General features: G+C 60.4%; 14 protein-coding genes. 3 read left to right on the forward strand and 11 right to left on the reverse strand.

Features of this window, described 5'->3' with window-relative positions:
• Positions 1-38 precede the first annotated feature (38 nt).
• The 9 genes from GBEM_RS16595 to GBEM_RS16635 all read right to left on the reverse strand — a co-directional run bounded on the left by GBEM_RS16595 (position 39) and on the right by GBEM_RS16635 (position 8,836).
• A complete protein-coding gene (locus GBEM_RS16595) occupies positions 39-776 on the reverse strand; it encodes an alpha/beta hydrolase (RefSeq protein WP_012531755.1) in 738 nt (245 codons plus the stop codon).
• A 7-nt stretch (positions 777-783) separates the two neighbouring features.
• Positions 784-2,463 carry a sensor histidine kinase gene (locus tag GBEM_RS16600; protein WP_012531756.1) on the reverse strand — a complete coding sequence of 560 codons (1,680 nt, stop codon included), beginning with the start codon at positions 2,461-2,463 and terminating at the stop codon, positions 784-786.
• Positions 2,464-2,648: 185 nt separating this feature from the next.
• Positions 2,649-3,542: a sensor domain-containing diguanylate cyclase gene (locus GBEM_RS16605; protein ID WP_012531757.1), complete on the reverse strand. Its 894-nt coding sequence runs from the start codon at positions 3,540-3,542 to the stop codon at positions 2,649-2,651.
• 137 nt (positions 3,543-3,679) lie between these two features.
• Positions 3,680-4,084, reverse strand: a complete 405-nt coding sequence (locus GBEM_RS16610; protein ID WP_226373885.1) for a formate/nitrite transporter family protein — start codon at positions 4,082-4,084, stop codon at positions 3,680-3,682.
• A gap of 47 nt (positions 4,085-4,131) precedes the next feature.
• Positions 4,132-4,434 carry a hypothetical protein gene (locus GBEM_RS16615; RefSeq protein WP_012531758.1) on the reverse strand — a complete coding sequence of 101 codons (303 nt, stop codon included), beginning with the start codon at positions 4,432-4,434 and terminating at the stop codon, positions 4,132-4,134.
• Positions 4,435-4,579: 145 nt separating this feature from the next.
• A complete protein-coding gene (locus tag GBEM_RS16620) occupies positions 4,580-5,377 on the reverse strand; it encodes a substrate-binding domain-containing protein (protein ID WP_012531759.1) in 798 nt (265 codons plus the stop codon).
• Positions 5,378-5,507: 130 nt separating this feature from the next.
• On the reverse strand, positions 5,508-6,248 hold the full coding sequence (locus GBEM_RS16625; RefSeq protein WP_012531760.1) for a succinate dehydrogenase/fumarate reductase iron-sulfur subunit: 741 nt from the start codon (positions 6,246-6,248) through the stop codon (positions 5,508-5,510).
• Positions 6,248-8,161 (reverse strand): fumarate reductase/succinate dehydrogenase flavoprotein subunit, encoded by a 1,914-nt coding sequence (locus tag GBEM_RS16630; RefSeq protein WP_012531761.1) that lies wholly within the window; start codon positions 8,159-8,161, stop codon positions 6,248-6,250. Before GBEM_RS16630 ends, GBEM_RS16625 begins: the two co-directional genes overlap by 1 nt.
• 9 nt (positions 8,162-8,170) lie before the next feature.
• Positions 8,171-8,836 (reverse strand): succinate dehydrogenase cytochrome b subunit, encoded by a 666-nt coding sequence (locus GBEM_RS16635; protein ID WP_012531762.1) that lies wholly within the window; start codon positions 8,834-8,836, stop codon positions 8,171-8,173.
• 441 nt (positions 8,837-9,277) lie between these two features.
• On the opposite strand from GBEM_RS16635, the gene tgt reads away from it, so the two are divergent.
• From tgt to mazG, 3 genes are all read left to right on the forward strand, one after another.
• Complete coding sequence (gene tgt / locus GBEM_RS16640; RefSeq protein WP_012531763.1) at positions 9,278-10,384, forward strand: tRNA guanosine(34) transglycosylase Tgt; 1,107 nt, start codon at positions 9,278-9,280, stop codon at positions 10,382-10,384.
• Positions 10,385-10,389: 5 nt separating this feature from the next.
• A complete protein-coding gene (locus GBEM_RS16645) occupies positions 10,390-10,743 on the forward strand; it encodes a c-type cytochrome (RefSeq protein WP_012531764.1) in 354 nt (117 codons plus the stop codon).
• A 109-nt stretch (positions 10,744-10,852) separates the two neighbouring features.
• A complete protein-coding gene (mazG, locus tag GBEM_RS16650) occupies positions 10,853-11,647 on the forward strand; it encodes a nucleoside triphosphate pyrophosphohydrolase (RefSeq protein WP_012531765.1) in 795 nt (264 codons plus the stop codon).
• A gap of 221 nt (positions 11,648-11,868) precedes the next feature.
• On the opposite strand, the gene GBEM_RS16655 is transcribed toward mazG, so the two are convergent.
• Together GBEM_RS16655 and murJ are read right to left on the reverse strand one after the other, a co-directional pair.
• Positions 11,869-12,465 carry a methylated-DNA--[protein]-cysteine S-methyltransferase gene (locus GBEM_RS16655; protein WP_012531766.1) on the reverse strand — a complete coding sequence of 199 codons (597 nt, stop codon included), beginning with the start codon at positions 12,463-12,465 and terminating at the stop codon, positions 11,869-11,871.
• Positions 12,462-14,030: a murein biosynthesis integral membrane protein MurJ gene (gene murJ / locus GBEM_RS16660; RefSeq protein ID WP_012531767.1), complete on the reverse strand. Its 1,569-nt coding sequence runs from the start codon at positions 14,028-14,030 to the stop codon at positions 12,462-12,464. Before murJ ends, GBEM_RS16655 begins: the two co-directional genes overlap by 4 nt.
• Positions 14,031-14,048 lie beyond the last annotated feature (18 nt).

A 14,048-nucleotide genomic window follows, 5' to 3' on the forward strand; every position in this document is an offset into this window, starting at 1 on the left:
TTTTTCGTTCGAAAAAGTAGCCTGTCCCCTTTTGCTCCTTAGGGGTTCCTGATCGCCACTTCCCCCCCTGCAGCCCAGTCGTTGTGCCCCCCCTCGATCTCACGGAAGAGCGCGCCCTGCTTGCTATCCGCCAGGGCCTTGGCGAACCTGTCCGGAATCACCTCGTCGTCGCGCATCCCGAAGATCTCCACCCTTCCCCCATATCCCCGCAGTGACTGGACGTTGTCCCAGTCGTCGGACAGCAGCAGGCGCACCGGCAGAAACGGGTAGTGGTAAGCAGCGACCCGGTGCAGCTGATCGAACGGCGCCACCAGTACGATCTTGTCCGGAGGCGGATGTTCGCCGGAAAGGACCGAGGCCGGCCCGCTCCCTAGCGACTCCCCGAGGACACAGACCGGCGTGCGCGGGAACCTCTCCCTGAGCAGACGGTAAGCCTGCCTGGCCGCGGCATCCAGGCTGGCACGGGACGGTTCCCCCGGCCGCGCGCCGTAGCCTGGGTACTCGAGGATGAAGACGGAATCGTTGCGCGAAAAGGAAGGGAGGGCATAGGCACGGTCGCTCGCCTGGCCGCCGTTTCCGTGCAGCATGAGCCAGACGTTTAGGGGCGCGGGGACCTCGCGGGCAAACCCGATCAGCTCCTGGCCGTGACGCCATTCGGAGAGGCCGTTGTTGCCGCTTTCATGGGTGGGGAAAAAGAGCAGCCGCCGCTGCCAGGTAGCCGCGACGAGTATCAGGGCCAAAAGTGCGACCAGCAGCAATACCGCTATGCGTAGCATCCGTCTCTCAGGAGAGGGTGAAGTAGATGGTGGCCCCGGCATCGACCTCCCCCTGCGCCCAGACAGTTCCGCCATGACGCTCCACGATCCGCTTCACGGTGGCGAGGCCGATCCCGGTCCCCTCGAACTCCGAGCCGTGCAGGCGCTGGAAGGCCCCGAACAGCTTGTCCTGGTAGGTCATGTCGAACCCCACCCCGTTGTCGCGGACGAAGAACGCGTTTTGCTCCCCCCAGTTCGATTTCCCGACTTCGATATGGGCGCATCCCCTGTCCCGGGAATATTTCCAGGCGTTGTCGAGCAGGTTCTCCAAAAGCTGCCTCAAAAGCACCCGGTCCCCATGCGCCTGAAGGCCAGGCTCGATCACCAGCTCGGCCTGGCGCGCCGGGTCGCTCTCCAGCAGTTCGCGCCCGATGCACCCGGCAAGCTCGCTCAGGCTGACAGGGACCTTATTCAATTCCAACCTGCCGATCCGGGAGAGCTCCAGCAAGTCGTCGATCAGATCCCCCATGATCCGGCTGGAATTCCGGATGCGGTCCATGTACCTTTTCGCCTCCGCCGGCAGTTCGGCGCCGAATTCCTCCTCGATGATCGCCGTGTAACTGTTTATGTGGCGCAACGGACCGCGCAGGTCGTGGGACACCGAATAGCTGAAGCTCTCCTGCTCCCGCATGGCGGTCTCCAATCGTGCCGTCCGCTCGACCACGCGCAGCTCCAGTTCCTCGTTCAGCATCCTGAGTTCCTGCGCCATGCGGCGCCTGTCGGTGACGTCCCTGGAGATCCCGAAGACGCCTATCAAATTACCCTTGCCGTCTTGCAGCGGGCCCTTGATCGCCTCGAAGATCCTCTCTTCCCCATCGGGGGCGAGGGTATGGAGCTCGAGAGTCTGGGGCTCGCGCGTATCCAGGACGAGCCGGTCCTTCGCCATCGCATTGCGCGCCACATCCGGAGAGAAAACGGCGAGATCGTCGTGTCCCAGGGCCGTGCCCGCGCTTACCCCGGTCATGACCTCGGCGGCACGGTTGAAGAGGAGGTACTGCCCCTGCAGGTTCTTCACGAAAACCGCGTCCGTCGTCCCATCGATCACCGCGTGCAGCAGCTCGCGATCTTGCAGCATCGAGCTCTCGACGCAGGCCCGGTCGTCCATGCTCATGCGCAGCTCCTGGTTCAGCGACAAAAGCCGCTGCTGCTCGCGGTCGTGCTGCTCCAAGAGCAGCCACAACATCATGGAACAGCAAAACGCGCTCATCACCAGCCCGACGGCCAGATCCTCACTCCTTTCATATGCGACTCCGTAGTAGGTGACAGAGCCCGGGAAAGCGATCTCCGCCGCCAAAAGGACCAGCGCGTCGGCAACGGCAAGAACAAGGAGCAGCCAGCGTGTCTTTCCCCGGTAAAAAATGGGAGCGTAGAGGAAGAGGCAGTAAAAGAAGTAGCCAGAGCTCCCGCTGGTGCCGCCGCTTGGGAACCAGACCAGGTTCAGCAGGAAAAGCAGCAGGAAGAAGAAGGTCTTAAGGTGGTGCTTTCCCAGGCAGGCCCGGCGGAAGAGCCAGAGCGTGCCGAGGCCAAAGCAGAAGACGGCGGCGTTTATCTCGGCGGGGCGGTGATGCAGGTAGTTGGTCGGGATGATGACCAGAAAACAGATGGCGGTCGCAAGCAGACAGAGCAGCCGGAAGAGGGGCATTTCCATGCCCTGGTCGTCTATCCTCCAGATACAGCTTTTGAGCCTAACAGCTAGAGAACCCATGGTGGTCGGTGTGGCCTCACTCGAGCGGAACATGGTCGAGGAACATCAGAAGGCGACACCTTAGCACATGAACGGTTCTTTACAAAGAAAAATTTTAATGGGACCAACTTCAATAAAAAACGAACATGCTAGCGCAGGGTGACCAGGTTCCGGCCGCCAGCCTTGCTCCGATACATCTGCGCGTCCGCCCTGCTGATGATGCTTTCGGCGTTATCCCCCGTCTCGGCTATGGTCCCGCCGATGGAGAGGGTGACGCCGACCCTTTGGCCGTCCTCCATCAGGAAGGAGCCGGCGACCGCACTTCTGATTCGTTCAGCTATGGAGGCGAGCGCAGGGAGCCTCATGGCGGGAAGAATGGCCACGAATTCCTCCCCACCCCAGCGCGCCACGGTATCCACTTTCCTGAACGTGTTGGATATGGTCTTGCCTAACATGCGCAACACCTCGTCGCCGGTCTTATGCCCGTAGCGGTCGTTGACGCTTTTAAAATGGTCGACATCCATGAAGAGCACGCCGAAGGGCCTGCGGTGCGTCTGCCAGTCATGCAGCCTCGACTCCAGCGACATGTCCGCGAGCCTCCGGTTCCCCACCCCGGTGAGCGGATCGACCAGCACGTCCTGCTTCAGTTGCTCCAGCGCCGCGAGGATCTGCACCGAATTGGAGTTGTCGGTGAATATTTCGACGGCGCCGACTATGGCGCCCTCTTCGTTTCTCACCGGAGAGGTGCGCACCTGCACCGGGAGTCGGTAGCCGTGCTTGTGGTGCACCAGCACGTTAGCCTCCCGTACCTTGCCGTCTGCAATGGTCGCCGCCAGCGGGCACTTCACCTCGCATTCGTAGCCGTCGACCTCGACACGGCGCAGGATGGAGTCGTGGCAGTTGGAGCCGAGCACTTCCTCGGCGCTGTACCCTGTTATCCTCTGAGCGGCACTGTTCCAAAAGGAGATGCGCCGGTCCAGATCGACGCAGTAAAGACCGTCGAAAAGGCTGTTCAGCAACTTGTCGGAAGACATCCCTAGCATAAGCCACGCTCCTTGAACCGGCGCTCACTCATAGCGCCTGGATATTGTCTGCTCCATGACAACAATTATCGGTGCTTATGCAAGTTACTTTAACGCTTTTATTCTAAGGGAATGCTGCAGCGAGACTTTATTGCATGTTATTGCTCTGGAGGAGATGGAGAAGAACCAGCCGGAGAGGATGCCGCGGACGGCGAAGATGCATCGTTTTGCCTTGACGACCGGCTGCGCCGCCCGTCCACCTTCAGATGCACGTACCAATAGGCGAAGGCCACGAAGAGCACGCCTCCCAGGATGTTTCCCAAGGTAACCGGGAGCAGGTTGTCGCGAAAGCAGGCGGTCCAGGTGAGCCCCGGCACCTCCCGCCCCTGGGCTCTCGCCAGGAGCAAACCGGTCGGTATGAAGTACATGTTGGCGATGGAGTGTTCGAAGCCGCTGGCCACAAAGGCCATGATGGGGAGGTAGCAGGCCAGGAGCTTCCCGGTGACGTCCCGTGCCGCGGTGGCCATGAAGACGGCGAGGCAGACCAGCCAGTTGCAAAGCATCCCCCGCTGGGGTCAGGTACTGCTTTTCCATTGAGGCTCCCGGCGGGTCAGCGCCCCCTTCGGTTCATCATCTTGCGGACGATGAGGAGTTGTGCCGCGACGTCGACGACGAGGACGGCCGAGGTGAAGTAGAGAAGCCACCATCTCTGGCCGAAGAAGGCCAGGCAGTTGAAAAACATGTAAAGGGCGACCACCCAGGCCAGAAGCCTGCGCACGCCGCGCACCGCCCCCTCGCCGGCCTGCTCTCCCCCGCCGGCCAGCATGGTGATCGAGGGAGCCGCATGGTAGCCGACGGTGGCGTCTATGAAAATGAGGAAGATGTTGGCGACGAAGATGTAGGTGAAGATCATCCTTTAGGCTCCTGTTGGTCCAGTGCGGAATCTAAAGGAAATGGCAGCGCGAATCAAGGAGAATGGTTACCCCTACCCTTCCCCATACGACAGCGGGCGGAAGGTTTCCCTCCCGCCCGCTGCCAAACGCGTCATTACCATGCGGCTAGAACTTAACCGGGTTCGCCTTCTCCTGCCTGATGATCGCCTGCCCTTCCGCGGAGCGGACGAACTGGATGAACCTCAGGTCCGCCGGGGAAGGGTTCTTGTTGAGCACGAACTGGTAGTGGTGCTGGATCGGGCCGGTGATGGAGGAGGTGATGTCCTTGCCGTCGAGCTTCAGCGCGATGAATTTACCCGCGGCGTCGGCATAGTTCACGGCGTCGACCATGCCGATGGCGTCAGGGGTGCCGGCGAGGGAGGTCATCATGTCCTTGGCGCGGAGCTTCGACTGCACCGTCGGGGGCTCCTCGACCTTGGCGAAGCCGGGGACCTGCTGGCGCATCACGATCTTGGTGGAATCCTTCTCCGGCCGGGTCAGGACCACGATCCTGGCGTCCTTGCCGCCGACCTGCTTCCAGTTGGTGGTCTTGCCCGAGTAGATGTCGCAGATCTCGTGGCTGGTGAGGTTGCGCACGGGGACGGAGGGGTGCACTGCGAAAAAGGCCGCCACGGTAGCGACTTCATACGGCTTTACCTGAAGCCTTCTCTCTTCCTCCCCCAGCCTGCGCGCCGAGGTGGCGATGTCGATGTACCCCTCGCTCACTGCCTCGACGCCGTTTTTCTGCCCCAGCGATTTCGGGTTCACTTCCACCACGTCGCCCGGGTGCTTCTTCATGTATCCCTTTCCCAGTGCGGTCGCCAGCGGGAGCATCTGACCGGAACCTGCGATCTTGATGGTATCCGCGTTGGCGTTGAGGAAGGAGCAAAGGACGACGGCTACGGCTAGCAAGACACGTTTCATGGATGCTTTTCTCCTTTCGGCTTTCCGGGAAATCCCGGGTGGCAGTTGAAGCTGACGCGCCATAAGAACAAAAAAGGGGCGAGAGGTTACCCTCCCGCCCCTGCTTTTATTTATCGGCGCTTAGGTCCGATTACTTAAACAGCGCCTTCTGGTACTCGCGGTTCAACCTGGCGATGAACTTGACGTTGATCCCTTTCGGGCAGGCTGCCTGGCACTCGTAGTGGTTCGAGCAGTTGCCGAAACCTGCGGCCTGCATCGCGTCGGTCATGGCGCAGACGCGCTCGGCGGCTTCCGCTTTGCCCTGCGGCAGGGCGGCCAACTGTGCCACCTTGGCGGAGGTGTAGAGCATGGCCGAGCCGTTCGGGCAGGCAGCGACGCAGGCGCCGCAACCGATGCACTCGGCCGCGTCCATGGCGTAGTCCGCGTCCGGCTTCGGAACGAGAAGGGCGTTGCCGTCGGCGACGCCGCCGGTGTGGCAGGAGGTGTAGCCGCCTGCCTGCATGATCTTCTCGAGGGCGTCCCTGTCCACGATCAGGTCCTTGAGGATCGGGAAGGCAAGGGCACGCCACGGCTCGATGTAGATGGTGTCGCCGTCGCTGAAGCGCCTCATGTGCAGCTGGCAGACGGTGGTGCGCTCCTGCCCGCCGTGCGGCACGCCGTTGATGACCTGCGAGCACATGCCGCAGATCCCCTCGCGGCAGTCGTGGTCGAACACGATCGGATCTTTTCCTTCCTTGATGAGGTGCTCGTTCACCTCGTCGAGCATCTCCAGGAAGGACTGGTCGGGACTTACGTTCTTGGCCTCGTACTGCTCGAGCTTGCCCGGCTCTTTGGGGCCGCTTTGGCGCCATACGTGTAGTGTGAGGTTCATTATTTATAACTCCTTACCGCCAGATGTACGTTATCGAACGCCAACGGCTCCTTGTGCAGTTCGGGCTCCTTGTCGACACCTTTGAACTCCCAGGCCCCGACGTAGCAGTAGTTCTCGTCGTCGCGCTTCGCCTCGCCGTCCGGCATCTGGTGCTCGACGCGGAAGTGGCCACCGCAGGACTCGTTCCTGTGCAGAGCGTCCTTTGCCATCAGCTCGCCGAACTCGAGGAAGTCCGCCACGCGGCCGGCGTTCTCCAGCTGCTGGTTCAGTTCCTCGCCCTTGCCGGTGACCTTGACGTTCTTCCAGAACTCCTCGCGCAGGACCGGGATCTTCTTGATGGCGTCCTTGAGGGTCTCTTCGCTTCTCGCCATGCCGACGTTTTCCCACATGATCTTGCCCAGTTCGCGGTGGAACTCGGAAACGGTCTTCTTGCCGTTGATGTTGAGCAGGCGGTTGTTGTAGCTCTTCACGTCCTCGATCGACTTCTTGCACTCCGGGTGATCCGCCTTGACGGCGCCCGGCTTGGTCTTGGCGAGGTAGTTGGCGATGGTGTAGGGGATGACGAAGTAGCCGTCGGCCAGGCCCTGCATCAGTGCCGAGGCGCCCAGGCGGTTAGCGCCGTGGACCGAGAAGTTCGCCTCGCCCAAAACGAACAGGCCCGGGACGTTGCTCTCGCAGTTGTAGTCGACCCAGAGGCCGCCCATGGAGTAGTGCGGTGCCGGGTACATGCGCATCGGCTGTTTGTACGCGTTCTCGTCGGTGATCTTCTCGTACATCTCGAAGAGGTTGCCGTAGCGCTCGCGGATGGTGTCCTCACCGACGCGCTGGATCGCAGCGGAGAAGTCCAGATTCACGCCGCGGCCGCCAGGGCCGACGCCGCGCCCGTCGTCGCACTGCTCTTTCGCAGCGCGCGAGGCGATGTCGCGGGGAGCGAGGTTGCCGAAGGAGGGATACTTCCTCTCCAGGTAGTAGTCGCGCTCGTCTTCCGGGATCTCGTTGGGGTGACGGTTGTCCCCCTTCTTCTTGGGAGCCCAGCAGCGGCCGTCGTTCCTGAGCGACTCGGACATGAGGGTCAGCTTGGACTGGTGGTCGCCGGACTGCGGGATGCAGGTCGGGTGGATCTGCGTGTAGCAGGGGTTGGCGAAGAAGGCGCCTTTTTTGTGAGCGCGCCAGTTGGCGGTGACGGAGCACCCCATCGCGTTGGTGGAGAGGTAGAACACGTTCACGTAGCCGCCGGTGGCGAGGACGACCGCGTCACCCACGTGGGTGCGGATCTCGCCGGTGATCAGGTCGCGTATGGTGATCCCTTTGGCCTCGCCGTCGACGACGACAAGATCCAGCATCTCGGTGCGGGCGAAGAGCTTCACGGTCCCAGCCTTCACCTGGCGGGAGAGTGCCGAGTAGGCGCCCAGAAGGAGCTGCTGGCCCGTTTGGCCACGGGCGTAGAAGGTACGGGAAACCTGCGCGCCGCCGAAGGAGCGGTTATCCAGGTAGCCGGCGTAGTCGCGGGCGAAGGGGACACCCTGGGCCACGCACTGGTCGATGATGTTGTTGGACACCTGGGCCAGACGCCACACGTCCGCCTCGCGGGCGCGGAAGTCGCCGCCTTTGATGGTGTCGTAGAACAGGCGGTAGATGCTGTCGCCGTCGTTCGGGTAGTTTTTCGCGGCGTTGATGCCGCCCTGCGCTGCGATGGAGTGGGCGCGACGTGCGCTGTCCTGGTAGCAGAAGGCTTCGACGTTGTAGCCGAGCTCGCCCAAGGAAGCTGCGGCTGCGCCGCCGGCCAGGCCGGTGCCGACAACGAGGATCTTGTACTTACGCTTGTTTGCGGGGTTGACCAGCTTCAGGTCGAAGCGGTGCCGGTCCCACGAGGTCTGAATCGGTCCTTTCGGACATTTTCCGTCGAGTATCACTTGAACCCCCTAAAGTTTCAATAAGCCAGCTAAGATGACGGCAGGAATCGAGATGTATGCGAGCATGAGAACGGTCGAGATTACCTTCCCCCCGGTAGCGAAGGCGGGAATGGTTTTCTCGTTGTTCCACCCCATGGTCTGCAGGAAGCTCGGGATGCCGTGGGAGAGATGGAGGAACAACATCACCATGGCGGCCATGTAGACCAGCGAGATCAGCGCGTTGCCGAAGCTGGTGACCACCATCTTGAAGACGTCGGGGCGGTTGAGGGAGTCAAGCCCGATCACGATGTCAGGGGTCCCTTTGATGGTGAACTGGATCAGGTGATACACGATGAAGGTGGCCAGAAGCAGGCCGGTCCAGATCATGTTCTCGGAAGCGAAGCTCTTTTTCAGGTTCTTTTTCACTGCGTAGGCGCCGGGGTTGGCGGCCTTGTTCTCCAGTGTGAGCATAACGCCGTAGCAGATGTGGACTGCGACAGCGGCAAGCATGAAGAGGCGGAAGCCCCAGACCAAAGGCGGCAGGCTATGCAGGTGTTCCGCATAGGCGTTGATGCCGTTGGGTCCGAAGAATATGGTGGAGTTTCCGATCAGGTGGATGAGCACGAAGATGATCAGGAGCTGACCCGTGATGGACATCAGGATCTTTCTTCCCACAGAGCTAGTTAAGATTCGCATGTTTTTTGTCCCTTTTGCGTTTTTTTCGATGATCGATGGTTTGAGTGCTTGCGTACGCCGGAGGGGCTACAAGTCCCGGGAACCCAATCGGGGATGGACTCGCGGTTTCCGCTGGAAAGTTAAGGGGGACCACGCCACGTGCTAAGTGTCTGCATTTGATCTCTCCTTTATTAATCGTGGTTTATCTGCAAGCGGATGCGAGATAGAACATATAAATGGGAGGATGCTTCGAGGCGCATATTAAATGCCGTTATACCAAAATGCAACTGTTTTTTGTATACAGCATACAATTAATATATCGGCAACCTTAGCCCCCTCCCAAGCGAAGTAACCATGTTTTGAAATTCCGCTTACGCCCCCTTGCTGTTGCTTTTTCCCACCCGCTCTGCTAATTAGGATAGTTACCGCAAGGAAAAATTCAGAAAATAGAACGGAAGGTCGATGATTTTCAAACTGCTTAAGAAAGATCCCAAGTCGGGAGCGCGCCGCGGCGTGGTGACCACCGCCCACGGAGAGATCCAGACCCCGATTTTCATGCCTGTTGCGACCCACGCCGCCATGAAGGCCATGACCCCCGCGCAGGTGCACGACACCGGCGCGCAGATCATCCTCTCCAACACCTACCATCTGCACCTGCACCCCGGCGAGGCCCTGGTGCAAAAAGCAGGCGGGCTGCACCAGTTCATGGGGTGGGACGGCCCCATCCTCACCGACTCCGGCGGATTCCAGGTCTTCTCGCTCCCCAAGAAGCGGATCACCGAGGAGGGGGTTTTCTTCCGCCACGAGGACACCGGCGAAGAGGTCTTCCTCGACCCGGCCAAGGCGGTCGCCATCCAGGAGGCCTTGGGCGCCGACATCATCATGAACTTCGACGAGTGCATCCCGTATCCCTGCGAGAAATCCTACGCCGAGCGCTCCACCGAGAAGACCATCCGCTGGGCCAAGCAGTGCCGGGAGGCGCACAAAAGGGAGAAGCAGTATCTCTTCGGCATCGTGCAGGGGAGCGTGTTCGAGGACCTGAGGAAGCGCTGCGCCAAGGAGCTGGTGAAGATGGACTTCCCCGGCTACGCCATCGGCGGCGTTTCGGTAGGCGAGGGGCTTGAGCTTTTGAAGCAGGTGGTGGGGTACACCGCACCGCACCTTCCCGAGGACAAGCCGCGCTACCTGATGGGGGTCGGCCTTCCCGAGGACATACTGGAGAGCGTCGAGCGCGGCATCGACATGTTCGACTGCGTGATACCGACCCGCTACGCCAGGAGCGCCACGCTCTTCACCAATCGCGGCCGTATCCGGCTCACCAACAAGAACTACCGGCGCGACTTCTACCCTATCGAGCCCAACTGCACCTGCTACACCTGCCGCAACTTCACCCGCGCCTACCTGCACCACCTCTTCACGGCGAACGAGGTGCTCTCGGCGATACTGGCAAGCATCCACAACGTGCATTTCTACCTGAACATGATGGCCGAGATCCGCAACTCCATCGAGGAGGGGCGCTTCAAGGAGTACAAAGAAACGTTCCTGGCGTCCTATCTCAAGGGGAAATAGCCGTTATGAACCGAAACCTGCACCTGATACTGCTCCTGCTTCTCGCCCTTCTTGCCTCCTCCTGCTCCAAGGGGAAACAACAACCCCCTGAAGGGAGAAAGAGCATCCCTTTTCCTGAGGAGTTGACCGGGGAACCGCTCTTCAACGAGCGCTGCCTGACCTGCCACAAGGTCGGCGAAAAAGGGGGAACTGTGGGGCCGGACCTTTCCCTTGTGGGCGCCAAGCGCGACGCCCGCTTTTTTAAGCAGGTGATACGGGAGCCGTCGAAGGTTTTTCCCGGCACCGTCATGCCCGCGTTCGACAGCTTCTCGGAAAAGCAGGTCGATTCGCTGGTCGACTACCTGGGCACGCTTAAGTAACAGCCGTCACACAAGAAAAGGGGACAGGCTAAAAAAGGGGGACAGGCTACTTTTTCAAACGAAAAAGTAGCCTGTCCCCTTTACTACACCCCGCTCGGAGAACCAACACATGGAAAAAGCCAACCAGCAAGACCGTTTCGGACGCCTCATGGAGATCATGCGCAAGCTGCGCGCCCCCGGCGGCTGCCCCTGGGACGCGGAACAAAGCCACGAGTCCCTCAAGCGCTACCTTCTCGAAGAGGCGTACGAGGTCATCGAGGCCATCGATGCCAAGAACAGCGCCCTGCTCAAGGAGGAGTTGGGCGACCTCCTTTTGCAGCCGGTCTTCCATGCCGCCATTGCCGAGGAAAACGGCGATTTCACCATGGACGAGGTGCTGGACGCCATCAACGAGAAGCTGGTACGCCGCCACCCGCACGTCTTCGGGGACCTGGTGATCGAGAGCAGCGAGGCCCAGGTGCAAAACTGGGAGAAGATCAAGAGCCAGGAAAAGGGCGTGGAGAGAAAATCGGCGCTCTCCGGGATCCCCCCCCATCTGCCGGCCCTGATGCAGGCGCACAAGATCACCGAGAAGGCGGCACGGGTCGGCTTCGACTGGGAGCACACGGACCAGGTTTTCGCCAAGGTGTTGGAGGAGTTGCACGAATTCGAGGAGGCGATGGTAGCCGGCGACCAGAAGGAGATGGAGGCGGAACTAGGCGACCTGCTCTTCGCCATCGTCAACCTGGGGCGCTTTCTCTCCATCGATCCGGAGGACGCACTCAGAAAGACGATCCAGCGCTTCACCAAGCGCTTCAGCCACGTCGAGGAGACGCTGCATGCCCGGGGCAAGACGCTGCCGAATTCGACTCTCGAAGAGATGGACCAGCTCTGGGAAGAAGCGAAGAAACTGGAAAAACGCTAATCTAATTGATATTTTTTCGATACCACATGCTTATCCACATTTTTTGTGGATAAGCTGTGGAAAACGATGTTGACAAATAAATAAACCCACGCGTTTTAAGCACTTTCCGCGTTCTGCATAAATATTGGCCATGGCCATATGTATTGTTAAATCAACAACTTAGGCGCTCACATTAAATACTACGCGTTTACGCTCTAATTAGATGAGCCGGACCTAATTAGTCAATCGCCCCCGTGGAAAGCCTGTGCAAAACCCCCGCCGCAACGCCCCTGCAACACCCCTGTGTCGCTCAAAACCGCACCTTCCATCGCAAGGAGTTCGCGCTTGGATGCGACTCCCCCCGGAGCGGTAAATCCGGTCATCACACCGGATGCTCCCACCACCCGATGGCAGGGTATCAGGATCGGGAGTGCGTTCCTCGCCATGGCGCCTCCGACGGCCCGCGCCCCCTTAGGCGAACCGCAGGCGGCTGCAACTTCCAGATAGCTCAGGACCTTGCCGTAGGGGATCTTCGCGACGAACCGGTACACCGCCACCTGGAACGGGGTGAACCCCTCAAGTTCCAGGGGGAAGTCGAAAGAGACTTTTTCCCCGGCGAAATAACGTGCCATAAGCGCCGCCGCGTCGCGGGTCAGGGCGCTCTCTTTAGTCGCCTCGGGATGCAGTGCGGCGGCAAGCTCAAGGGCGTCGCCGGCGCAGGCGGAGCCGAAGGGGAGATGATGGGCCACTAGCCCGTTTTCGTTCGCCGCCAGCACCCCGAAGCCGCAGGGGGCCTGGTAGATGGAGCGGGCGATTGCCGTTACATGGTTCTTTTTCATTTTCTCAGTACCTTTTTCCTGATCAGTCCCACGATGTCTGTCGCCTCCTCGCAGCGCAACGCATGCGCGGTTACGAGGAAGACGGCCATTCCTGCCGCGACGGCGGCCCCGAGTACCCCTCCTTTCAAAAGCCGCCCTCCAACCGGCGACCAGTCTATCAGGTGCACGATCCAGTAGGACACGACCGCCATGGGGACCGAGGCGAGGACCCCCTTGATGCCAGCGGCCAGAATCGCGCGCCCGCCGAAGGGACCTATCTTCTTCCTCAAGAACCAGAGCAATAGAAGCATGTTCCCTAGCGCGGAGAGGGAAGAGGCGAGTGCAAGCCCTCCATGCTTCAGCGGCCCCATGAGGAGTAGGCTGAAGAGAAGGTTGAGCAGGAAAGCGCAGAATGCGGTGTAAACCGGCGTCTTCGTGTCCTTCAGGGCATAGAAGGCAGGGACCAGCACCCGCACCAGCGCCACGAAGGCAAGGCCGAGGGAGTAGTAAAGAAGCGCGATGCCGCAGTTGACCGCCTTGGCGTAGTCGAAGGCGCCCCCCATGAAGAGCAGAGAGAAAATCGGTGTGGCGCAGATCATCAGCCCGACCATGGCGGGGATGGTGATGAAAAGGGTGAGCCTCACCCCGTAGGAGAGCGACTCTTTGAGCGCATCCATGTCCCCCGCCGCAGCCTGCCTGCTCATGGAGGGGAGCACGGCCTGCGCCACCGAGACCGTGAAGATCCCCTGGGGGAACTCGAAGAGACGCTGCGCGTAGTAGAGATAAGAGACGCTCCCCTCGGGAAGGAGCGAGGCGAGTATCGAGCCGACCGCTATGTTGAGGTAGTAGACCCCGACGCCGAAGATCGACGGGCCCATGAGGAGTGTGATCCTTTTGAGCGCCGGATGGGAGAAGTTGAAGTTGGGCCGGATGGAGAATCCCATCCGGTAGAGTACTGGGAGTTGCAGCACCAGTTGCAGCACGCCGCCGATGAGCACACCTATGGCGAGCGCCACGATGGGGACATGGAACTGGTTATGCAGCAGCACCGCCGACAGGATCATGGCGATGTTCAGGAACACCGTAGAGATTGCCGGGGTGAAGAAGTGGCGCAGCGTGTTCAGTATTCCCATGCAGAGGGCGACTATGCTCACGAAGAAGATGTAGGGGAACATGAGCCGGTTCAGCAGGATGGTCATCGAAAGTTTTTCGGGGTTGGAGGCGAAGCCCGGGAACATCAGCTTAACGAGCTGCGGAGAGAAGATGATCCCCACGACGGTTATGGCCGCCATCACCATGGTAAGGGCTGTGAAGCAGACGTTGGCCAGGGCGCGCGTCTCTTCTTCCCCTTTGGTCGAGTGCCACTCGGAGAAGGTAGGCACGAACGCGGAGGTGAGCGCCCCCTCTGCGAAGAAGCGGCGCAGCATGTTGGGAATCTGGAACGCGGCGAAGAAAGCGTCCGTGTACATCCCCGCGCCGAAGAGGCGGGATACCACCATGTCGCGGACCATTCCCATGATGCGCGAAAGCATGGTCGCGGCGCCCAGTACGCCGGCGGCGCGGGCTATGTTCTTCTTTTCCGACAAAAAAACCTCCAAAAAACG

This window comes from Citrifermentans bemidjiense Bem, assembly GCF_000020725.1.
In the GTDB taxonomy this organism is placed as follows: Bacteria; Desulfobacterota; Desulfuromonadia; order Geobacterales; family Geobacteraceae; genus Geomonas; species Geomonas bemidjiensis.

Bases quoted from the DNA above. Each gene is read 5' to 3' on its own strand.
- GBEM_RS16595 (WP_012531755.1), bottom strand. From the start codon at position 776: ATGCTACGCATAGCGGTATTGCTGCTGGTCGCACTTTTGGCCCTGATA.
- GBEM_RS16600 (WP_012531756.1), bottom strand. From the start codon at position 2,463: ATGGAAATGCCCCTCTTCCGGCTGCTCTGTCTGCTTGCGACCGCCATC.
- GBEM_RS16605 (WP_012531757.1), bottom strand. From the start codon at position 3,542: ATGCTAGGGATGTCTTCCGACAAGTTGCTGAACAGCCTTTTCGACGGT.
- GBEM_RS16610 (WP_226373885.1), bottom strand. From the start codon at position 4,084: ATGCTTTGCAACTGGCTGGTCTGCCTCGCCGTCTTCATGGCCACCGCG.
- GBEM_RS16615 (WP_012531758.1), bottom strand. From the start codon at position 4,434: ATGATCTTCACCTACATCTTCGTCGCCAACATCTTCCTCATTTTCATA.
- GBEM_RS16620 (WP_012531759.1), bottom strand. From the start codon at position 5,377: ATGAAACGTGTCTTGCTAGCCGTAGCCGTCGTCCTTTGCTCCTTCCTC.
- GBEM_RS16625 (WP_012531760.1), bottom strand. From the start codon at position 6,248: ATGAACCTCACACTACACGTATGGCGCCAAAGCGGCCCCAAAGAGCCG.
- GBEM_RS16635 (WP_012531762.1), bottom strand. From the start codon at position 8,836: ATGCGAATCTTAACTAGCTCTGTGGGAAGAAAGATCCTGATGTCCATC.
- tgt (WP_012531763.1), top strand. From the start codon at position 9,278: ATGATTTTCAAACTGCTTAAGAAAGATCCCAAGTCGGGAGCGCGCCGC.
- GBEM_RS16645 (WP_012531764.1), top strand. From the start codon at position 10,390: ATGAACCGAAACCTGCACCTGATACTGCTCCTGCTTCTCGCCCTTCTT.
- mazG (WP_012531765.1), top strand. From the start codon at position 10,853: ATGGAAAAAGCCAACCAGCAAGACCGTTTCGGACGCCTCATGGAGATC.
- GBEM_RS16655 (WP_012531766.1), bottom strand. From the start codon at position 12,465: ATGAAAAAGAACCATGTAACGGCAATCGCCCGCTCCATCTACCAGGCC.